This is a genomic window from Anoxybacillus gonensis, from assembly GCF_001187595.1.
Taxonomy (GTDB): Bacteria; Bacillota; Bacilli; order Bacillales; family Anoxybacillaceae; genus Anoxybacillus; species Anoxybacillus gonensis.
In genome coordinates, this window is sequence record NZ_CP012152.1 from 444,056 (window position 1) to 464,186 (window position 20,131).

Here is a 20,131-nt window from a genome sequence, read left to right on the forward strand (position 1 = left end):
GTTTTGGCGGGGTTTTTAATTTTCATAAAAATAAGAACATAAGTTCTTTTTATATTGATTTAAGAACATATGTTCTTTATAATGGTAATTAAAGGGGGAACATGCTTATGAGAGGGTTGTTTCTAAATGCTTTACAAAAGCAAGAACCAATCGAAATTATTTACCTAAGTGATAAAGGACAATTGAGTCAAAGAATTATCGTTATTGAGCACATAGAGGAAAAGTATATCAAGGCCTTTTGCAAATTGAGAAAACAGCCACGAGTCTTCAAAATAAGCAATATTTTATCAGCAGGCTTAGCTAGAAAGAAAAGAAAATGGGCGAGTTAATGGAAGTATCTCCTGCGGTTTGGCGGGGGATTTTTTTGTTATGGAGAAAAAAGTAGACGTTTTTATACCGACTATTAGTGTTTATTGTAGGAAAAAATCATGTTATAATAAATTTCATATAGTGAGAAAGGACGATTTTTCCAAATTACATAGCATAGTTTTTTAGTATCTTGGGAGGAAATAAAGTGTTATATATATACTGCGATGAAAGTTGTCATTTGGAAAATGATAAAAATGATTTGATGGTACTCGGAGCAATTGCCTGTCCCGAATATTTGAAAGCTAAAATTAATCAGGATATCCGTGATTTGAAAACATCATTTGGTTTAAGTTCTTGGTTTGAAATAAAATGGACAAAGGTTTCATTAGGGAAAATAGATTTTTATAAAAGATTAATAAATTATTTTTTCGAAAATGAGTTTCTAACTTTTAGAGGAGTAGTTGCTACCGGAAAAAACCAACTAGATCACGATGCTTTTAACGATGGTGATTACGATTTATGGTACTACAAAATGTACTTTCGGTTGTTAGATCCAATTACACCACCAGTAAGTAAATACAGAATATTTATTGACATCAAGGATACTAGAGGCGGGGCTAAAGTAAAGAAACTTCAGGAAGTATTATGTAACCATAAATACGATTTTAGTCATGAAGTTATAACAGACATTAAGCAAATTCATTCTAACGAGTCAGAAATCATGCAATTATGTGACCTATTGATCGGTACTCTGTCATTTTATCATCGCGGGCTTTATTTCCAAGATAACTGCAACCAAGCAAAAAAAATTTTAGTTGACGAAATAAAAAAATTTTCAGGATTGAATTTAAATGATAGTACACCAAAATGGGTAAGTAAATTTAATTTGTTTATTTGGGAGCCAAGAGCAGGAAATAAGGGCGGTGCAGTGCTATGAATTACGGAAAACTTTCTCAGCCCTTGATATTAACAGGGAATACTATTATTGATAAAATAATCAATTTGGAATTGATTTTTTCTAATCTCTTTATGGATAAGGACAAAAGACCTCTATACAGAGGAAAATTTATTTTCTTTGACATGAATAAATTATATAAAGGTATGCAGCTTATGTTCCCTGAAAGGTTTATGCATATTTGCTCAATAGAGGACAAACCTGCATATACAATATTTCCTTGTAATAACGATATAGCTTACTATTTATGCCAGAATAAGTGTGTTAACACCAATGCGCTAACTGATTTTCAAAAAATCAATAGAAGTGAATGTCCGTACCGGATGTCTAGGATTCATTGGATCCCTGAGGTAATCCAATTAGCTAATAACTCTGATCCAGATATAACAACATGGACGAAGCCCGAAAAAGATAATAATGGTAATAGGATTTATAAGCACTATATAAGATATGAATCAGGAACAGTCGATTATGTAGTGATTTTAAAAGAGGAAAGGAAAAAGGGACAGGTTTATATGTACAAATTTATGACCGGGTTTCCTGTTTTTACAAAAAGGAATAAAATCCAATTTGAGAAGGATTATCAAAAATATGCAAACAAAAAAGGTGCTACTCATAGCACCCGATCAAAATAAATTAAAAAGGCTGGTTATCGCAGTGCGAAATCCAGCGGTCTCCTTCTACAACATGGTAGATGAGCTACTTCTAATATAGAGTAAATAATTCTGTTTGTCAAACAACTTTTAATATTATTGACCAATATTAAATAAATTAAACACTTATCAATACACTTTTGAAAAACTTTTAAAGGGAATAACCCTTCTCAAATGAGAAGGGTTATTTTTCTTTATTTTCCTCAAATTCACACAGATCCTCTAGTGATACACCGATTATACGCGAAAGCACATAAGCTTCCTCTAGGTTTGGCTGCGTAACGTTCTTACACCATTTATGGAAAGTTTGTTCCGATACCCCCATTTTTTCAGCTATACGCTTCTGGATTAAACCTTTATCTTTTATCCAATATTTTATTCTGTTGCGAAAAACGCCTTTAATTGCTTCCCCCTCCCGAAAATTAATATGATTGTATTTCTTTAACATTCCTTCAATTCCTCTAACATTTTAGTTTAACAAAAATTAAATTAAAGTTTAATTTTTAGGCATATCCCCGTTTTACTGCTCATAACATGTACCAAGACGTCGGCAAGACGTCAAAAAATTGAAAGGGGAAATGGTGGATGACAAAAGAATTGGCTCAACAATTATTACAAATGAAAGGCGTCTATTTGACGTCAGAAGGAAGAAAATTGCTTGAGGCAATTGCAAATGACAAAAAACCGGTGACGTCAACAAAATGAATGTGTATCGTCCGACTGTCAGATACGCGCCTGTTTTTCGCGATTATGTCGATGCCGTGTTTCGCGCAACAACTTTAGACCGCAATCAGATCATTCGAGCAGCTCTTTTTACTGCTGCGCATGCAAAAGAATTTCAAGAGATTTTGAAACAGTATCAGAAAAAAGACGTCCCTCTCCCCTCTCCTCCCTGGGAGCTGTTGGACCATCAATTGTGGCTGGAACAATGCCCAGAAACCGCAAGAGGAGGTGAGGACGTCAATGCTAACACCACACGAAGAGGAGAAACTTCGGTTGCTTCTGAGCATGTTGCAGGAACGCGATTATTACAGTCGGCCGAAAATCGACGTGTCGAACCGCCTGCGCGACGAGAGGGGGAGATTTCTTCCGAACGACAGCGACCTATACAGTTTCGGGAAACAGGGGGAATTGTTATTAGACTTGGATGACGTCACATATGAAGATGAACCGCCACGCGAAATAAAGCTGATGAAGGTGGATGGTACGTATGGAACGTATCGAATTGAAGAAAAGATGAAGCCGAGTGATGTGGTGGCGCTGGTGTGTTTTGTTATCATTTTGGTTATTGCTCATTTCGCATAGTTAGTAAAGAAAGAAGCATAGTATGTTACAATTAGAAAGACAGCATTATTAAAAAAATGTGTAGAGGGTGTACAGTTGTATCAGTACAATCGTCATTCTACGCTCATGTCAGCGTACAAACATATTAAAGATGAAAAATTTCGCTATTACATTTTAAAACAAAAATCGGATGTGTTGCAGGCGATGAGAAACTTTTTCCGCAAAGAAGAACAGAAAACGTTTGTTTAAATCCTTGTATCATACAAGGTTTTTTTTTTGCGAAAAAATAGTTGACAAACGGGTGGGGGTTTTGTAATATACTCATAGAGGTAATGGTAATTACTTATTTTTTTACAATCAAATATACCCTTATGAGTATAGAGAGGTGAGGAAAATGAAGCATATATCCCCGCAAGAAGTCGAACAACAATTAAAAGAGGGGCGTGCACTGAGCATTATTGATGTGCGCGAATATGAAGAAGTAGCACAAGGGAAAATTCCAGGTGCACGTCACATTCCGCTCGGTCAGTTGCTTGAGCGAATGAATGAAATTAATAAAAATGAAGAGCATATTCTCGTTTGTCGCTCAGGAAACCGAAGCGGTATGGCTTGTCAGTTGTTAGAAAGTTACGGATATGACGTCGTGAATATGACAGGCGGTATGCTTGAGTGGACAGGTGAGATTGAACGATAGGGGGGAATCGAATGAATGTAGATCTTGTCGTTGATGCGCGTGGGCTATCTTGTCCAATGCCGATTGTTCGCACGAAAAAAGCAATGGAACAGCTGCAACCTGGCCAAGTGCTGGAAGTGCAAGCAACAGACAAAGGATCGCTTGCCGATATTCAAGGTTGGGCAAAAAACACAGGGCATCAATATATCGGCACGATTGAAGAAGGAGATGTACTTAAACATTACCTTCGCAAAGCGAATCCTACAGAAAGCAAAGAGGAAACGAAATATCCTCATGTTGTCGCATTAGACGAATTGCAAAAGAAAGTAGAAAACAATGAACAAGTATTTATTTTAGACGTGCGCGAAGAAGCGGAGTATGTGTTTGGGCATATTCCAGGAGCGTATCATATTCCGCTTGGACAGTTGTCCGAGCGAATGAATGAATTAAATAAAGATGAGACGATTTACGTCATTTGCCGAACAGGCAATCGTAGCGATCTCGCTGCGCAACAATTAGCTGAAAAAGGATTCACACATGTATTTAACGTCATTCCAGGCATGACAGAATGGAAAGGAACAATCATTAAAGGAGGAAATGAACAATGAACAAACGTGTAGCAATTATTGCAGCAAATGGTGGATTATTCGATGCATACAAAGTATTTAACATTGCGACAGCAGCGGCAGCAACAGAAGCAGAAGTAGCGATTTTCTTTACATTCGAAGGATTAAATTTAATTCATAAAGAAGCGTATAAGCAATTGCCGCTTCCAGAAGGAAAAGAACAAATTCAACAAGGATTTGCTCAAGCGAACGTTCCATCGATCCCTGAACTTGTAAGCATGGCTCAAGAAATGGGTGTGAAATTTATTGCTTGCCAAATGACAATGGATGTGATGGGATTAACAAAAGAACATTTTGTAGATGGTATTGATGTTGGTGGCGCTGTTACATTCCTCGATTTTGCGAAAGATGCTGACATTACGTTAACGTTCTAAGGAGGAAAAGCATGAAAGCAGATCTTGTCGTTGATGCAAAAGGGTTGGCGTGTCCAATGCCAATCGTTCGTACAAAAAAAGGAATGGATACACTACAGTCAGGTCAAGTGTTAGAAATTCATGTGACAGATAAAGGAGCTAAAAACGATTTGTCCGCATGGGCAAAATCAGCGGGGCATGAAATGATTGACATGGCCGAAGAAGGCGACGTACTAAAATTTTGGATTCGTAAAGCGTGATAAGCATCGGGCGTATGTCCCGATGCTTCATACAAGGAGTGAACTAGCATGGATATCGGCTTTATTGTGACGATTTTTCTCATTGGATTTATCGGTTCGTTTATTTCAGGAATGGTTGGGATTGGCGGATCGATTATTAAGTATCCGATGCTGCTCTACATTCCACCGTTGCTTGGCTACGCTGCATTCAGTGCTCATGAAGTATCCGGCATTAGCGCCATTCAAGTATTTTTCGCAACAATTGGCGGCGTTTGGGCGTACCGGAAAGGTGGATATTTAAATAAAACGTTAATTATTTACATGGGAACGAGCATTTTGCTCGGTAGTTTCATCGGTGGTTATGGTTCAAAATTAATGAGTGAAGGCGGCATTAATATCGTTTATGCGGTGTTGGCAACGATTGCGGCCGTTTTGATGTTTGTTCCGAAAAAAGAAATTGACAATATTCCGTTCGATCAAGTGACATTTAATAAGTGGCTCGCTGCTGCATTAGCATTTATTGTCGGAGTGAGTGCGGGAATTGTCGGAGCCGCTGGTGCATTTATTCTTGTACCAATTATGCTCGTTGTATTAAAAATTCCAACACGTATGACGATTGCTACATCATTAGCGATTACGTTTATTTCATCAATTGGGGCAACAGTAGGAAAAATTACAACAGGACAGTTCGAGTTTTGGACGGCGTTGATTATGGTTGTTGCAAGTTTAATTGCTTCCCCGATTGGAGCAAACGTTGGTAAAAAAGTCAATACAAAAATATTGCAGTTTATTTTAGCTGCCCTCATTGTAGCAACAGCTATTAAAATTTGGTTGGACATTTTGTAAAAGATGTTGAAAAATTCATCCTTTATGTTATAATACCATTAGGGGTATATAAAATAGTGGAACATAAAGGAGGAATGGTAACATGAAACAAGTAACGGTATATACGACAACGACATGTCCATATTGTACATTGCTAAAAAACTTTTTAGCTGAACGTGGCATTCCTTTTAGAGAAGTGAACTTGCATCAACATCCTGAAGCTGTTGATTACGTTGTTCGCTCGACTGGACAAATGGGCGTGCCACAAACAGAAATTAACGGACGTTGGGTCGTTGGATTTGATCCGCAACGAATTATGCAATTGTTACAACAATAATTTTTTTACTTATATAAATACCCTATAAGGTATAAGGAGAGGTGGATATTACATGGCAGTATATGCGTTAACAGCACAACAAATCAATGAGATGATTGTTCGTAAAGAACCGTTTTTCTTATTCGATGTTCGTAATGAATCAGATTTTGCAGATTGGAAAATTGAAGGAGAGCACATTGAATATTTAAACATCCCTTATTTTGAATTAATCGATGGTGTTGAGCCTGTGTTAGAACGCTTACCGAAAGATAAAAAAATCGTCGTCGTTTGTGCAAAAGAAGGGTCTTCGATGATGGTCGCTGACATGCTTGCTGAAAAAGGGTTAGAAGTATTTTATTTAAAAGGCGGCATGAAAGCATGGAGTGAATATTTGTATCCAGTTGTTGTGTACGAAGATGAAAATATGAAAGTATATCAATTTATTCGTGTCGGTAAAGGGTGCCTTTCTTACATGGTCGTATCAGGCAAAGAAGCGCTCATCGTTGACCCATCCCGATTTATTGATGTATATAAAGAAGTAGCGCAAAAAGAAAACGTAACAATTACACATATTGTTGATTCTCATCTACATGCCGATCACATTTCTGGTGGATACGAATTAGCAAAACAAACAGGAGCGAAATATTATTTAATGAAGAGTGAAGGGGCGGTATTTGAATTTGAACCGCTAGAAAATCATGATCGCATCGAATTTGAAAAAGTAAGCTTAGAAGTATTAGCGATTAAAACGCCAGGTCATACTCCAGGTAGTGTATCATTTTTCGTAAACAATAAATTGTTGTTCTCTGGCGATACGATTTTCGTCAGTGGTCTCGGCCGACCAGATCTTGGCGGAAAAGCGCGCGAGTGGGCAAAAGATTTATACGACACAGTGTATAACAAAGTAGCACAAATTGCAGATGATGTGATTGTCCTTCCTGCACACTATGCAAACTTTGATCAAGAAGTAAATGAGCAAGGATATATCGGGAATACGTTAGGAAACATTCGTCAAATGAATGAAATCATGCAAGGCAAAACGGAAGAGGAGTTCGTTGAACATGTGGCGCAATCCGCTTCTTCTGAAACACCACCGAACTTTGAAGACATTATTGCCATCAATCGTGGTGTGAAAGATGCAACGCCAGAACAACAACAAGAACTCGAAATCGGTCCGAACCGTTGTGCTGTTCATCATACACATTAAAAAGGAATTTTATTCAACCTCGCTATATGCGAGGTTTTTTTCGATTTTGTGAAACTTTTTGGACACAATAGTCGTATATAACGTATGTAGAGATACTCTCTTTCATTTTCGGTCATTTTTCATTAAAATATAAAATAACGGAGGGATGATGTGATGTTTTTTCATCCAATGGATTTTCTTATTTTAATTGCTTTTGCTGTGTCGATTTGGGCACAATTTAAAGTCAAAGGAAACTTTAGCAAGTGGTCAGATGTACCTGCTTCCTCTGGGTTAACGGGAGCAGAAGTGGCACGTCTCATTTTAGATCGCAATGGGCTATACGATGTGCCGGTAGAGCTTGTCCCAGGTACGTTGACAGACCATTACGATCCAATTGCTCGAGCCGTTCGTTTATCAGAGCCGGTTTACTATGGCCGCTCGATTGCAGCGGTATCGGTAGCTGCCCATGAAGTGGGTCATGCGGTGCAACATCAACAAGCATATGGTGCGCTCGTTTTGCGCCATCGTATGTTCCCGATCGTTAATTTTACATCTGGAATGGCTCCATTTCTTCTTCTTGGCGGGTTTTTATTGCAACAGTTTTCGTTAATTGGTTTAGGGATTATTTTATTCTCGTTTGCCGTCGCGTTTCAAGTCATTACGCTACCTGTTGAGTTTAACGCAAGTTCACGTGCAAAAGATTTTATGATCGCAGAAGGCATTATTCGCAACGAAGAAGAACGTGGAGTAAATAAAGTATTAAATGCCGCGGCATTAACGTATGTTGCTGCAGCGCTTATTTCGGTGTTAGAATTAATCAAGTATGTACTTATTTTTGTGCAAGGAAATAATGAAGATTAATAAATAGGAGGTGGCATCCGCACGCATGTATGCGTGCGGACGTTCGTTGGACATATTTAGTTTATGGATGATTGTTTTTCTTATTGCGCTTACCGGTTTTTTTGTCGCTTCAGAATTTGCGATTGTAAAAGTGCGCCCATCGCGCATTGATCAACTGATTGAGGAAGGGAACAAAAAAGCGGCAGCAGCAAAGCATGTTATTACGCATTTAGATGAGTATTTATCTGCAAATCAACTTGGAATTACGATGACCTCGCTCGGTCTTGGTTGGCTCGGAGAACCGACGGTAGAACGAGCGCTTCGTCCGCTTTTTGACGAGTTTCATGTCTCGCCATCATTTGCCCATGGTGCTTCTTTTATTGTCGCATTTGCGATGATTACGTTTATTCATGTCGTTGTTGGTGAATTAGCACCGAAGACGATTGCGATTCAAAAGGCCGAAACGATTACGTTATGGACGGCGCGTCCGCTCATGTTGTTTTATCGCGTCATGTATCCGTTTATTTGGTTGTTAAATGAGTCTGCGCGTTTCGTCGTTCGTTTATTTGGTTTTCAGCTATCTAACGAACAAGAATTGGCTCATTCTGAGGAAGAGTTGCGTCTTCTGTTATCGGCCAGTTATAAAAACGGAGAAATTAATCATACGGAATATAAGTATGTGAATAACATTTTCCGTTTTGACGATCGTGTCGCAAAAGAAATTATGGTTCCGCGCAAAGAAATTGTGGCGTTAGATGTCAATGATTCGATGGAACATGTATTGCAAACAATCCGTGAAGAAAAATATACACGTTACCCAGTCATTGATGGGGATAAAGATCATATTCTTGGATTAATAAATGTAAAAGAGTTGTTTACGGACCTTGTTGTAAACTGTCAACAGCGAAGGGAACTGCGTGAATATATACGCCCGATTATTCAAGTGATTGAAACGATTCCTATTCAAGATTTACTTGTGAAAATGCAAAAAGAGCGCATTCATATGGCGATTTTAGTTGATGAGTACGGTGGCACGTCAGGTTTAGTCACAGTTGAAGATATTTTAGAAGAAATTGTTGGAGAAATTCGAGATGAGTTTGATACAGATGAAACTCCGCTTATTCAAGTCATTGATGAAAACCGAACGATCGTAGATGGAAAAGTGCTTATTAGTGAAATTAATGATTTATTCGGCTTAGAAATTGATGATACAGACGTTGATACAATCGGGGGATGGATGTTAACCGAACGTTACAACATTCGTCCAGGAGAGCAAATTGAGTTTGGTGACTATATATTTACAGTCATCCAATTAGACGGTCATCATGTGAAAAAAATTGAAGTGACACGTCGCCCTCCAGCAGTAGATGTAGTGACGGACATGAACGAAGAGGCTGCGTTATAGTAACGCGCCTCTTTTTATATTGCCGAAAATCGTTTCATCAGGTAGGGCAGAACAGGTGATCCACTCGTTTGTCAACGGATGTGGGAACGAAAGCGAGATCGCGTGTAACGCTTGGCGATCGATCCACGGTTTTCCCCCATATAACGTATCCCCAACTAATGGATGTCCGATATAGCTCATATGGACGCGAATTTGATGCGTTTTTCCTGTATCAAGCGTCAAGCGAACGAGCGACACATTTTTTTGTTTGTCATATTGGAGACGTTCATAGTGCGTGATCGCCGTATCTCCTGTTTTCGATACGCGCCGTCTCGTTGGATGATGACGATCGCGACCGATTGGAGCTTTAATCGTTCCTTTTTTTTGTTTCACATATCCATGAACAAGCGCAACGTATGTGCGATGAATCGTTCGTTCCGCTAAATATTTATCGAGCACAGCGCCAGCAAGCGCATGTTTAGCCAATAAAATGACGCCGCTCGTATCGCGATCAAGGCGATGAATATGCCGAACTTTGCTATAAATTCCTTCACATTGAAAGTGAAATGCGACCGCATTTGCTAACGTATTTGTTTGGTTTGGATGCGTCGGATGGACGTCCATATGTGCAGGTTTGTTAATAACAAGCACATGATCGTCTTCAAATACAATATGAAGCGGAAAGTATGTTGGAATCGGTTCAATCGTTTCGTCTTTTATATGTACTCCAATATGATCGTTTAGTGAAATGATTGTGTGTAAAGGAACAGTTTTCTTATTTACTGTTACTCCTTTTGTCATTCGCCATTCGTGCAACATTTTTTTAGGAACGAACCATTTTGTTTGGAATGCTTGTTCAAGCGATAGGCCAACCCATGATGATGGCGCTTCAAACATGAGCCAATTTCCTTTTTTCTGTACATTCATTCGTCTCACTCTTTCTATACAATAAATTACCAACACCATAAAGTGAGCTGGTATGTTACAATTTCGTTATAGATTAGGAAATGAAATGGAAAAAGGTGAGGTCAATTGAAAACCGTCTATGTTGCTACGGAAGAGCAAAAGCAATATATTCAATCGCTTATTGAGCAATTTTATACATGTATTTTTCCAAAATATTTCACAGATCATGAAATTGAAACATTTGAATCGCTTGGTATATTACAGTTTCAATCTTCCACATACGATGGAACGTTAAAAGAGGCGTTTGAGATTATTTCTGCATTACAATCGTTGCAAGCGATTATTGAATTTGCTTCGTTCCATCGCGTTTCTTACTACAATCATTTGTTTCAACGCAATGTAGAGCAATTAGCGCGACATGGAATAAGTTTCCCGCTTACCCCTGAACATTTTTTACATGAAAAAGATCATTATGTGAGCGTATATATGAAACCTACTCATTCTTGGGTGATGTAAAAAAGCCTTCACAACGAAGGCTTTTATTTTGTTTGTTCAAACCATTTTCGAAATACGTCTTCTTCATAATATCCTTCAATGCGTGCGACTTCTTTTCCATTTTTAAAGCGGACAATGGTTGGTGTCGCTTCAATGTGATATTCATCCCATCCTTCTTCAAATTCAAGGAGGTTAAATTGCTTTAAGTCGATGCCCATTTCTTTCGCTAACGGCACAACGATTGGCGTTGTTTTTTTGCAAAATTCACACGTTGAGCTGTAAAAATAAACGGTCATCGTTTCTTTATTGTTTAATGCTTCTCTTAATTCGTCAGGTAAAATAATGTTTTGATAATTCGGATCATCAAGAAGGTCGATCGTAGCTGGGTGTAGTTCTTCCTTCCCGAACGGATTTCCTTCCGCTTTTTGTTTTTGCGTATATGATGTAATCCAAGCCAGTGCTCCGAATAAAACGATAATGATACCGCCGAAAATAAGTAATTTTTTCATTCGCCTTTCCCTTCTTTCCCCATTTTTATAAGACGATAGCTTATGACGCTAATGAAAATAAAAGCAATAAGTGCTAAAAAGGGAATCGTAATAAACCCGAGCCAGTTAATATACTGTCCTGTACATGGGACAATGCCGCATGATGGAGCAGTATTTCGGAAAAATGTTACTTTTTGAATGAGATAATGATAAGCAGAAATCGTCCCACCGATGACGGATAACATAAGCGTATAACGAGCGATGTTAAATTCTTTGCGCACAAAAGCCATGCCGAGCAAAAATACTTGCGGATACATGAAAATGCGCTGATACCAACAAAGTTCACATGGGATAAACTTCAATACCTCAGAAAAATAAAGGCTGCCAAGCGTAGCGATGAGTGCAACGATCCAAGCGGCTAACAAATGATTTTCTCTCTGCGCCATAATTCCACCTTCTTATTTTTTACTCTTTGTTCATTATAGTACATGGAAAGAAATGATGTAAATTGCGACGATATTTTACTTACATAATGAACAAGTGAACGTGCACAATAAAAAGCGAAAGGGGAGGATCATATTGAATCATACAGTTGAATCGATTATGACGCGCCAAGTAGCAACGGTCACACCAGATCAATCTGTTCAAGAGGCAGCACAATTAATGAATGAACATAATGTTGGTGCCATTCCTGTTGTTGAAAATGGAAAAGTAAAAGGGATGATTACCGACCGTGACATTACTCTTCGTACGACGGCGCAAGGGTTAACCCCTTCGACACCTGTTTCACAAGTGATGACAAGTGATGTCGTCACAGGGACGCCAAACATGAGCGTTGATGAAGCAGCGAAAGTAATGGCAAAAAATCAAATCCGCCGCTTGCCAATCGTACAAAATAACGAGCTTTGTGGCATTGTTGCTCTCGGCGATATTGCCACAAACCAAGCATATGATGAAGCGGCAGAACAAGCGTTATCCGAGATTTCTGAACCTTCATATCATTAAACAAGAAAGGGGCTTCTTTACAAGGAGCTCCTTTTTATAATTAATTAAAGTATAAAATTTCGGATTTAGGGAGCTGTCTAGCTCCAAGCGCCATCGGCTCGAGTCGCTCCGCCCCACACTGCGGCGGCGACAGCCTCCTCGGTGGGGCTTGTGCGCTCTTCGCCGATAGGCGGGCGCTTTGCGCTTTTCGTATTAAAAAAGGAATTTGTATAAAAAAGCGAGAATAAGTTACAATGAGCAACGGATATGGAGGGATAAACGTGACTTGGAAAATAATATATGAACGTTGGAAAGAAGCGCAATTAGATGAAGAACTTCGTGCGCATTTGGAGCAACTAGAGCAAGATGAAAAGCTGTTAGAAGACTGCTTTTATAAGACGTTAGAGTTCGGTACAGGAGGAATGCGAGGGGAAATTGGGCCGGGGACGAATCGAATGAACATATATACTGTACGGAAAGCATCCGCAGGACTCGCTCGATACATTGCGTCGTTCGGTGAGGAAGCAAAAAAACGTGGGGTGGTTATCGCATACGACTCGCGCCACAAATCGCAACAGTTTGCGATGGAAGCTGCCAAGACGCTTGCGACCTACGGGATTCAAACGTACGTGTTTGATGAGCTTCGCCCGACGCCAGAACTTTCATTTGCTGTACGACATTTACGTGCCTTTTCGGGTATTGTTATTACCGCAAGCCACAATCCACCGGAGTATAACGGGTATAAAGTATACGGGGAAGATGGGGCACAGTTGCCGCCACATATCGCCGATGTCGTCATTGAGCACGTCGATGCGATTGAAAATGAATGGGAGCTTCAGATTGAGCAAGAAGACGTATTAAAAGAAAAAGGGCTCATTCAAATCATCGGAGCGGAGATTGATGAGGCATACATACAAAAATTAAAGACGATTTCTCTTTCCCCACAACTGGCTCATGAAGTCGATGTAAAAGTTGTATTTACACCGCTTCACGGCACAGCAAATAAGCTCGTTCAACGAGGATTGAAGGAATTTGGTTATAAACATGTGTTTGTAGTAAAAGAACAAGAGCAACCTGATCCGAACTTTTCAACGGTAAAATCACCGAACCCAGAAGAACATGCCGCGTTTGAATTAGCGATTCAGCTTGGAAAACAAGTGGATGCGGACGTGTTAATTGCAACAGATCCTGATGCCGATCGTTTAGGGATTGCGGTAAAAAATGAAAAAGGGGAATACGTCGTTTTAACGGGCAATCAAACAGGTGGATTATTGCTTCATTACATTCTTTCACAAAAGAAAGAAAAAGGGATATTGCCGCCAAACGGGATTGTATTTAAAACGATCGTAACGTCTGAATTTGGTCGTGCCATTGCTGAGTCGTTCAATATAAAAACGATGGATACGTTAACAGGATTTAAGTTTATCGGTGAAAAAATTAAACAATATGAACAAACAGGGGAGTACGTATTCCAGTTCGGCTACGAAGAAAGTTACGGCTATTTAATCGGTGATTTTGCGCGTGATAAAGATGCGATTCAAGCAGCCGTTTTAGCTGTTGAAGTGTGCGCGTTTTATAAAAAACAAGGCGTATCTTTATATGAAGCGCTTATGCAATTGTTTGAGCAATATGGATATTATCAAGAAGGATTACGTTCACTTACATTAAAAGGAAAAGAAGGGGCGGAGCGGATCGAAGCGTTATTAGCGACGTTCCGTCATGAGCCGCCAACAGTTGTCGGAAAGCAACGTGTCGTTATTCGCGAAGACTATAAAGCGAGCGAACGAGTATATGTGGATACAGAGAAAAAAGAAACGATTCATTTGCCGAAGTCGAACGTATTAAAATATGTACTTGAAGATGGATCTTGGTTTTGCGCGCGCCCATCTGGCACAGAGCCGAAAATGAAATTTTATTTTGGAGTGAAAGGGCGAACGTTGACGGAAGCAAAACAACAACTAGAGCAATTAGAAACAGCGGTCATGGAGCGAGTATATATGTTAACAACTGATAAGGCGTAATGCCTTATCAGTTGTTTTTTGAATACAGAACAAGTAATATAAAGGCGACTATGTAGAAAGGATGAGTTCAGCATGTTACAAGGACAAGTAGCGATTGTGACGGGGGCATCTCGTGGCATCGGTTTAGCGATTGCACATAAATTGTCGCAACAAGGAATGAAGCTTGTGTTAATCGGAAGTTCTTCAGACATTCATCGTGTCGGTGAACAATTAAAAGATGTAAAAACGTTTCAAGCGGATGTATCCAATGAACAACAAATGAATGAAGTAGTTGAAACAACAATTGATACGTTTGGTCGTATTGATTTACTCGTAAACAACGCAGGTATTGGGGTATTCAAGTCCGTTGAAGAAACGACAGTTGAGGAGTGGAAACGACTATTTGAAGTGAATGTACAGGGAGTGTTTATTGGGACAAAAGCCGTCCTCCCACAAATGAAAAAGCAACGTTCCGGTACGATTATTACCATTTCATCTGATGTTGGCCGATACACGATTGCAAACGGTTCTGCATATACAGCAACAAAATATGCTGTTCAAGGATTTTCTGGAAGTGTAGCTCAAGAAGTGCGTTCATACGGTATTCGTGTCGGTACAATTAATCCGGGGATGGTTGATACATATTTCGCTAACTCTACGCAAGGATCGCCTGAAAAAGCGGCATGGTTAAAAGCAGAAGACGTCGCAGAAGCTGTCGTTTATATGGCGAGTGCACCAAAGCATATGTTAGTGGATGAAATTGTGTTGCATCCACTCATTCAAACGTATCCGGTCGTATAAAAAAGCGAAAGGAGTTCCTTCCGCTTTAATAATCATATTGCATCGTCAATGTTGGCTCTTGTTCATACACATCTAACGCATGATCGATGTAACGTAACAATGCATTTAGCCGCTTTTGAACGACGGTGTAATCTTTTTCGAAGTTATATGCATGAAGAAACTGTTCAATTTTTTTTGAAAGTAAATCGTCTTTTGTGCGTACCATAAGAATGAGTAAATGATCCCATTCCGATCGGTACGTATAATAAAGCGCTTTATCGTAATCAGCTGTATGCAACGCAAACCCTCCTTATCGTGAGGAGCTATATATAGTTTATGAAAAAGCGGCCGTTTTTTTTGCTGTAAATGTTGTGCGATTTGGCAGAGGAGAGTTGGGCATGGAGAAGCATATTGCGTATTATGAATCGCCAATTGGTTGGTTACAAATCATTGGCACAGATGAAAGTATAGAGCGCATAGATGTTGTGGAGCAACGTGGAGGGCGGAATATTCCAACTAGCTTTATGCCATGGATAGAGGAGCTTGAACAATACTTTCAAAAGAAACGGACATCGTTTTCGATTCCACTAAAGCTCATAGGTACACCGTTTCAAGTTCGCGTGTGGGAAGCGTTGCAAACGATTCCTTACGGACAAACGGTTTCGTATGCTCATATTGCAAAAGAAATTGGACGTCCGAAGGCAGTGCGAGCAGTTGGAAATGCTGTCGGCAGCAACCCATTCACGATCGTTATCCCTTGTCATCGCGTCGTGCGTACAGACGGTGGAATTGGCGGTTATGCGTGGGGGATAGAAAGAAAAAAATGGTTGCTTGAGCATGAAACGCGCTGAATGATCAGCGCGTTTGGCCGAGCAGCCATTTGGCATACGGTGAATCGGCTGGTAAAATGACGACCGTATCTTCGCCAATGGTCGTTTTATACGACTCGAGCGTACGATAAAACGAATAAAATTCAGGATCTTTTGCGAATGTTTCGTTATAAATGCGCGCAGCTTCTTGTTCACCTGCGGCACGAATGCGTTCCGCATCTGCCTGTGCTTTGGCGAGCATTTCTTTCACTTCGCGGTCTGTTTGTGCGATAATGCGCTGCTTTTGGGCATCTCCCATTGACAAATATTCTTGTGCTTTTGATTCGCGCTCTGAAATCATTCGTTTGTAAACAGACTGTTCGTTTTCTTTCGGTAAGTCAATGCGTTTTAAGCGCACATCAACGACACGAATGCCGTAACGGTCTTGTTGTAACAACTCGTTTACTTTCGCTGTTACTTCATCGTTTAAACTGCCGCGCGATGACTTTTCATCGTTAATAATTTCATCATAGTTTAACCGTCCAAGCTCGGTGCGGACAATGGAGAAAATAAATTCATCCATTTTTGATTCTGCATTTTCTAGTGTGCGAGCATTTTGAATCATTTCTTTCGGATTGGTAATTTCCCAAATGGCGTAATGGTTGACGAGAATCCGCTTTTTATCTTTTGTATTAATTTCCGCTTCGGCTACGTCGTAAAAAATTTGTGCTTTTGGCAACGATGTGACAGTTTGAATAAACGGAATTTTAAAACGTAATCCCGGTGTTTGATCGATGCGAACAATTTCACCAAATTGGCGGACAACTTTATACTCATTTTCGTGAACGATATATATGTTTGTTAAAGCAATAATAAGTAAAACAAGTCCGATGCCGCCACCGATGATAAAACGAAACCATTTCGTTGGAAGCTTATCTTTAAATGAAAGGATATTTTGATCGTCTTGGAAGTTTGTCATTCGTTACCACTTCCTTTCTCTGTTTTTTTCTCTGTCGTTTGTTTTTCGATCGGTTGAATTGGTAAATATTTTAGTGTATTCCCATCGTCATTCATAATGTAAATGCGCGTGTATGGCAACACTTGTTCAAGCGTTTCGATCATTAGTCGTTGCTTTGTAATGTCTTTTGCGTTTTTATATTCTTCATACAAGGCGTTAAATTTTGCGACATCTCCATATGCTTTTTCAATGCGTGCTACTTTATCCGCTTCCGCTTGAGAAATTAATGCGTCTTTTTCCCCTTCGGCTTCTTTCGTTCGTTTATTTCGGTATTTATTCGCTTCGTTAATTTTCGTGTTCATCGTTTCGCGTGCATCTGTAACGTTTGTAAATGCTTTGCGCACTTCGTCATTTGGCAAATCCACATCTTGTAACTTCACAGCTAAAATGGAAATGCCGATATCGTATTTTTTCATTAATGCGGTGAGCGATTCGCGCACATCCGCTTCGATTTTTGCTTTTCCTGACGTTAAGGCATCATCAATTTTTGAACTACCGATGACGCTGCGTAAGGAGGCAGATGTCGCATTGTATAAAATTTGTTCTGGTTCGTATGAACGATAAAGAAATTTCGCAGGATCGGTAATTTTCCATTGGACGACCATATCGGCAAGCACAATATTTTCATCGCCTGTAATCATTTTTGTGTCCCCTTGGTTTGTCGCGACGACTTTTCCATTTTCTTCTTTGTATCCGAATTGTAAACTAAACGTTTCTCGCGATAACGTTTCAACCGTCTGAATCGGCCAAGGGAGTTTAAAATGTAGCCCTGGTGTTGTCACTTCCTCATCAATTTTCCCAAATGTTAAAATAATGGCTTGTTCCGACTCATCAACGGTGTACCATGACGTTAAGGCAATAACGAGAAGAAAAATGCCTAAAATGGTACCGATGATGATGCCGGTAAAGGAACGCTTTTCCATATAAACCCACCTTTCTTGTTATTTATATGTATGTACGGAAAAAACAGAAAAAAGTTTCATTAAAAAAGCTACTGATGTGCTCAGTAGCTTACATATATTTTCGTTGAACGTTTCTTCCGTCGTATGTGAATAGTGTCGGTTTGTTTTCGATCACTGTTTCGATATGAACCGCACGGCCCCAAAGTTGATAAATGTAAGGAAGCACTTTTTCTAAATATTTCACGTCTAGTTCAATGCCTTCATACCAATGTTTTAAATATAGTTCTCCGTTGCGCATGTAGTCGCCATCGTTGACTGTAATGTATGGGAAGCCGCCGTTTACGCGAATGTTTACAAGTTGATCGCGTACATGTTCCCAATGTTTATCAACAATTTTGTAGTCTTTTCCTTGTTTTTGGAATAAATACATATCTTCACGCATGACGAGTTCTTTCGTTAAATAGTTGCGCAAAAAAGAAATGTCGGATTCTAATTCGCGTACTTCAAATATTTTTGCGCGTCCTGAACCAGGTTTGACTCCGAGCTTTTTCATTTCTTCCGTCGGATTGTCCCACCGTTTTTCAATATCTTCAAAAATTTTCAGTCCTAAATAGTACGGATTAATGCCTGTACGTGAAGGTTGCACAACACCTGCATTTAATTTCGCAAATTCAATCGCTTCATCGCTCGTTAAATCCATTTCGCGTAAAATACGTTGATGCCAGTACGTCGCCCATCCTTCGTTCATAATTTTCGTTTCGAGCTGAGGCCAAAAATAAAGCATTTCTTCTCGCATCATCGTTAAAATGTCGCGCTGCCACTCGTCGAGTTCACGACTATATTCCTCAATAAACAGCAATAAATCTTTCTCAGGATGGGGAGGAAACTTTCTTCGTTTTTTTCGAGCAGGCGTTGTTTTTTTCTTTTCATCAAGAGACCATAAGTCGTCATACGGAGAAGGTTTTGGTGTTTCATGATCGTCTTCGTATACTTCCGTATCCGCAATTGTCCATGAAAGTTTTGGGCGCAGAAGGGAAGGATCAATATGTTCTTGAATGGCTAATACAGCGTCTAAAAATTTTTCAACTTCTTGCTTCCCGTATTCGTGTTCGTAATGTTTAATGCGTTCAGCCGTTGCCGCCATGCTTTCGACCATGTCTCGTTTTGTGTTGCTAAAGCGAACGTTATTTTTAAAAAAGTCGCTATGGGCAAGTACGTGTGCGACAATTAATTTATTTTGAATGAGCGTATTTGTATTTAGTAAAAATGCGTAGCACGGATCAGAGTTAATGACAAGTTCGTAAATTTTACTTAATCCGAGATCGTAATGAAGTTTCATTTTATGAAATTGTTTTCCGAAGCTCCAATGGGAAAAACGTGTCGGCATACCGTATGCCCCAAACGTGTAAATAATATCAGCTGGACAAATTTCATAACGCATTTCATAAAAATCGAGTCCAAACCCTTCAGCAATTTCTGTAATTTCCGCAATCGCTTTTTCTAATGCTTTTTGTTCATCACGTTTCATCGCGCTCCCTCCTTATGACAATGTATGAACGAGCGCATCATTTGATACGTCACGATATGGATTGACTTGATATTTTCTTTCGTATATATTTAACTATGTTAAATATTTATGTCGTTAAAAAAGGTGGGGTGTATATGGGAGAAACGTCGTTTTCTACGCTTGTTGAGCGATTAGAGCATGCGTTTTCGTTAGCCGTTCGCAAACTGGCAGCTGATTTAGCGAAAGAAGAGATTGGCTTAACGAAACCGCAGTTTTTTATTTTAAATTTGCTGTCAAAGCGTGAAAAATGTACCGTGAGCGAATTGGCCGATGAAATGTTTGTCAAACCGAGCGCGATTACAACGATGATCGATCGCTTATATAAAAGCGGATTTGTATTGCGCGAACGGGATGAGGAAGATCGTCGCGTTGTGTATGTACAGTTGTCTGAAAAGGGGAAAGAAATGCTTGAACATGCGCGGGCGGAGCGAAGAAAAATTATTGAACGTTATTTAAAACAGTTGCAACCCGACGAGCTTGAACAGTTTGTCCGTATCATCGAAAAAATTGTTGAGACAAATGAAAAAGAGGAGAAGTGA

The 20,131-nt window shown here is 39.5% G+C and carries 27 protein-coding genes and 1 pseudogene; 20 read left to right on the forward strand and 8 right to left on the reverse strand.

The window, feature by feature from the left end:
- The first annotated feature begins 107 nt into the window (after window positions 1–107).
- The 3 genes from AFK25_RS02505 to AFK25_RS02515 all read left to right on the forward strand — a co-directional run bounded on the left by AFK25_RS02505 (window position 108) and on the right by AFK25_RS02515 (window position 1,899).
- Window positions 108–329 (forward strand): hypothetical protein, encoded by a 222-nt coding sequence (locus AFK25_RS02505; protein ID WP_035064679.1) that lies wholly within the window; start codon window positions 108–110, stop codon window positions 327–329.
- A 185-nt stretch (window positions 330–514) separates the two neighbouring features.
- Window positions 515–1,246, forward strand: coding sequence for a DUF3800 domain-containing protein (locus tag AFK25_RS02510; protein ID WP_035064681.1), 732 nt, complete (start codon window positions 515–517; stop codon window positions 1,244–1,246).
- Window positions 1,243–1,899 carry a hypothetical protein gene (locus tag AFK25_RS02515; RefSeq protein WP_035064682.1) on the forward strand — a complete coding sequence of 219 codons (657 nt, stop codon included), beginning with the start codon at window positions 1,243–1,245 and terminating at the stop codon, window positions 1,897–1,899. Before AFK25_RS02510 ends, AFK25_RS02515 begins: the two co-directional genes overlap by 4 nt.
- Before the next feature lie 202 nt (window positions 1,900–2,101).
- Here the strand turns inward: AFK25_RS02515 and AFK25_RS02520 are convergent, their stop codons facing one another.
- On the reverse strand, window positions 2,102–2,365 hold the full coding sequence (locus AFK25_RS02520) for a helix-turn-helix transcriptional regulator (protein ID WP_049720858.1): 264 nt from the start codon (window positions 2,363–2,365) through the stop codon (window positions 2,102–2,104).
- A gap of 515 nt (window positions 2,366–2,880) precedes the next feature.
- Between AFK25_RS02520 and AFK25_RS02530 the strand changes: the two genes are divergently transcribed.
- The 11 genes and pseudogenes from AFK25_RS02530 (at window position 2,881) to AFK25_RS02575 (ending at window position 9,664) form a co-directional block, all read left to right on the forward strand.
- Complete coding sequence (locus AFK25_RS02530) at window positions 2,881–3,222, forward strand: hypothetical protein (RefSeq protein WP_156185731.1); 342 nt, start codon at window positions 2,881–2,883, stop codon at window positions 3,220–3,222.
- 72 nt (window positions 3,223–3,294) lie between these two features.
- Window positions 3,295–3,450: pseudogene (locus AFK25_RS14975) on the forward strand (sporulation protein YhbH); the annotation flags it as partial.
- Window positions 3,451–3,595: 145 nt separating this feature from the next.
- Window positions 3,596–3,895 carry a rhodanese-like domain-containing protein gene (locus AFK25_RS02535; RefSeq protein ID WP_009362057.1) on the forward strand — a complete coding sequence of 100 codons (300 nt, stop codon included), beginning with the start codon at window positions 3,596–3,598 and terminating at the stop codon, window positions 3,893–3,895.
- 11 nt (window positions 3,896–3,906) lie between these two features.
- A complete protein-coding gene (locus AFK25_RS02540) occupies window positions 3,907–4,482 on the forward strand; it encodes a sulfurtransferase TusA family protein (RefSeq protein ID WP_009362056.1) in 576 nt (191 codons plus the stop codon).
- Window positions 4,479–4,874: a DsrE/DsrF/DrsH-like family protein gene (locus tag AFK25_RS02545; protein ID WP_009362055.1), complete on the forward strand. Its 396-nt coding sequence runs from the start codon at window positions 4,479–4,481 to the stop codon at window positions 4,872–4,874. Before AFK25_RS02540 ends, AFK25_RS02545 begins: the two co-directional genes overlap by 4 nt.
- Window positions 4,875–4,885: 11 nt before the next feature.
- Window positions 4,886–5,113 carry a sulfurtransferase TusA family protein gene (locus tag AFK25_RS02550; protein ID WP_009362054.1) on the forward strand — a complete coding sequence of 76 codons (228 nt, stop codon included), beginning with the start codon at window positions 4,886–4,888 and terminating at the stop codon, window positions 5,111–5,113.
- A gap of 48 nt (window positions 5,114–5,161) precedes the next feature.
- Window positions 5,162–5,938, forward strand: coding sequence for a sulfite exporter TauE/SafE family protein (locus tag AFK25_RS02555; protein WP_009362053.1), 777 nt, complete (start codon window positions 5,162–5,164; stop codon window positions 5,936–5,938).
- Between the two features lie 82 nt (window positions 5,939–6,020).
- Window positions 6,021–6,254: a glutaredoxin family protein gene (locus AFK25_RS02560; protein WP_009362052.1), complete on the forward strand. Its 234-nt coding sequence runs from the start codon at window positions 6,021–6,023 to the stop codon at window positions 6,252–6,254.
- Window positions 6,255–6,306: 52 nt separating this feature from the next.
- Window positions 6,307–7,440 carry an MBL fold metallo-hydrolase gene (locus tag AFK25_RS02565; RefSeq protein ID WP_009362051.1) on the forward strand — a complete coding sequence of 378 codons (1,134 nt, stop codon included), beginning with the start codon at window positions 6,307–6,309 and terminating at the stop codon, window positions 7,438–7,440.
- A 153-nt stretch (window positions 7,441–7,593) separates the two neighbouring features.
- The gene (locus AFK25_RS02570) at window positions 7,594–8,280 is read left to right on the forward strand and encodes a zinc metallopeptidase (RefSeq protein WP_035064684.1); all 687 of its coding nucleotides are present in this window, start codon (window positions 7,594–7,596) and stop codon (window positions 8,278–8,280) included.
- A gap of 46 nt (window positions 8,281–8,326) precedes the next feature.
- Complete coding sequence (locus AFK25_RS02575) at window positions 8,327–9,664, forward strand: hemolysin family protein (RefSeq protein ID WP_035065167.1); 1,338 nt, start codon at window positions 8,327–8,329, stop codon at window positions 9,662–9,664.
- Here AFK25_RS02575 and AFK25_RS02580 read toward each other — a convergent pair.
- Window positions 9,659–10,570, reverse strand: a complete 912-nt coding sequence (locus tag AFK25_RS02580; RefSeq protein ID WP_035064687.1) for an RluA family pseudouridine synthase — start codon at window positions 10,568–10,570, stop codon at window positions 9,659–9,661. The genes AFK25_RS02575 and AFK25_RS02580 overlap by 6 nt on opposite strands.
- A gap of 105 nt (window positions 10,571–10,675) precedes the next feature.
- Between AFK25_RS02580 and AFK25_RS02585 the strand changes: the two genes are divergently transcribed.
- A complete protein-coding gene (locus AFK25_RS02585; RefSeq protein WP_009362047.1) occupies window positions 10,676–11,065 on the forward strand; it encodes a DUF5365 family protein in 390 nt (129 codons plus the stop codon).
- 23 nt (window positions 11,066–11,088) lie between these two features.
- On the opposite strand, the gene AFK25_RS02590 is transcribed toward AFK25_RS02585, so the two are convergent.
- Together AFK25_RS02590 and AFK25_RS02595 are read right to left on the reverse strand one after the other, a co-directional pair.
- Window positions 11,089–11,553 (reverse strand): thioredoxin family protein, encoded by a 465-nt coding sequence (locus AFK25_RS02590; RefSeq protein ID WP_019417092.1) that lies wholly within the window; start codon window positions 11,551–11,553, stop codon window positions 11,089–11,091.
- A complete protein-coding gene (locus AFK25_RS02595; protein WP_035064691.1) occupies window positions 11,550–11,978 on the reverse strand; it encodes a disulfide formation protein C in 429 nt (142 codons plus the stop codon). Before AFK25_RS02595 ends, AFK25_RS02590 begins: the two co-directional genes overlap by 4 nt.
- A gap of 157 nt (window positions 11,979–12,135) precedes the next feature.
- Here AFK25_RS02595 and AFK25_RS02600 point away from each other — a divergent pair, with 157 nt between their 5' ends.
- From AFK25_RS02600 to AFK25_RS02610, 3 genes are all read left to right on the forward strand, one after another.
- A complete protein-coding gene (locus tag AFK25_RS02600; RefSeq protein WP_081957705.1) occupies window positions 12,136–12,537 on the forward strand; it encodes a CBS domain-containing protein in 402 nt (133 codons plus the stop codon).
- Between the two features lie 260 nt (window positions 12,538–12,797).
- The gene (locus AFK25_RS02605; RefSeq protein ID WP_035064693.1) at window positions 12,798–14,537 is read left to right on the forward strand and encodes a phospho-sugar mutase; all 1,740 of its coding nucleotides are present in this window, start codon (window positions 12,798–12,800) and stop codon (window positions 14,535–14,537) included.
- 72 nt (window positions 14,538–14,609) lie between these two features.
- Complete coding sequence (locus tag AFK25_RS02610) at window positions 14,610–15,317, forward strand: SDR family oxidoreductase (RefSeq protein WP_009362042.1); 708 nt, start codon at window positions 14,610–14,612, stop codon at window positions 15,315–15,317.
- A 25-nt stretch (window positions 15,318–15,342) separates the two neighbouring features.
- Here AFK25_RS02610 and AFK25_RS02615 read toward each other — a convergent pair whose 3' ends face one another.
- Window positions 15,343–15,594 carry a YhdB family protein gene (locus AFK25_RS02615; protein WP_004892205.1) on the reverse strand — a complete coding sequence of 84 codons (252 nt, stop codon included), beginning with the start codon at window positions 15,592–15,594 and terminating at the stop codon, window positions 15,343–15,345.
- Between the two features lie 100 nt (window positions 15,595–15,694).
- Between AFK25_RS02615 and AFK25_RS02620 the strand changes: the two genes are divergently transcribed.
- Window positions 15,695–16,147 (forward strand): methylated-DNA--[protein]-cysteine S-methyltransferase, encoded by a 453-nt coding sequence (locus AFK25_RS02620; RefSeq protein ID WP_009362041.1) that lies wholly within the window; start codon window positions 15,695–15,697, stop codon window positions 16,145–16,147.
- A gap of 4 nt (window positions 16,148–16,151) precedes the next feature.
- Here the strand turns inward: AFK25_RS02620 and hflC are convergent, their stop codons facing one another.
- The 3 genes from hflC to AFK25_RS02635 form a co-directional block, all read right to left on the reverse strand.
- Window positions 16,152–17,084, reverse strand: coding sequence for a protease modulator HflC (hflC, locus tag AFK25_RS02625; protein ID WP_035064696.1), 933 nt, complete (start codon window positions 17,082–17,084; stop codon window positions 16,152–16,154).
- The gene (gene hflK / locus AFK25_RS02630) at window positions 17,081–18,046 is read right to left on the reverse strand and encodes an FtsH protease activity modulator HflK (protein ID WP_035064699.1); all 966 of its coding nucleotides are present in this window, start codon (window positions 18,044–18,046) and stop codon (window positions 17,081–17,083) included. The genes hflC and hflK overlap by 4 nt, the downstream gene beginning before the upstream one ends.
- 88 nt (window positions 18,047–18,134) lie before the next feature.
- Window positions 18,135–19,553: a SpoVR family protein gene (locus tag AFK25_RS02635; protein WP_035064702.1), complete on the reverse strand. Its 1,419-nt coding sequence runs from the start codon at window positions 19,551–19,553 to the stop codon at window positions 18,135–18,137.
- A 134-nt stretch (window positions 19,554–19,687) separates the two neighbouring features.
- On the opposite strand from AFK25_RS02635, the gene AFK25_RS02640 reads away from it, so the two are divergent.
- On the forward strand, window positions 19,688–20,131 hold the full coding sequence (locus AFK25_RS02640; RefSeq protein ID WP_009362037.1) for a MarR family winged helix-turn-helix transcriptional regulator: 444 nt from the start codon (window positions 19,688–19,690) through the stop codon (window positions 20,129–20,131).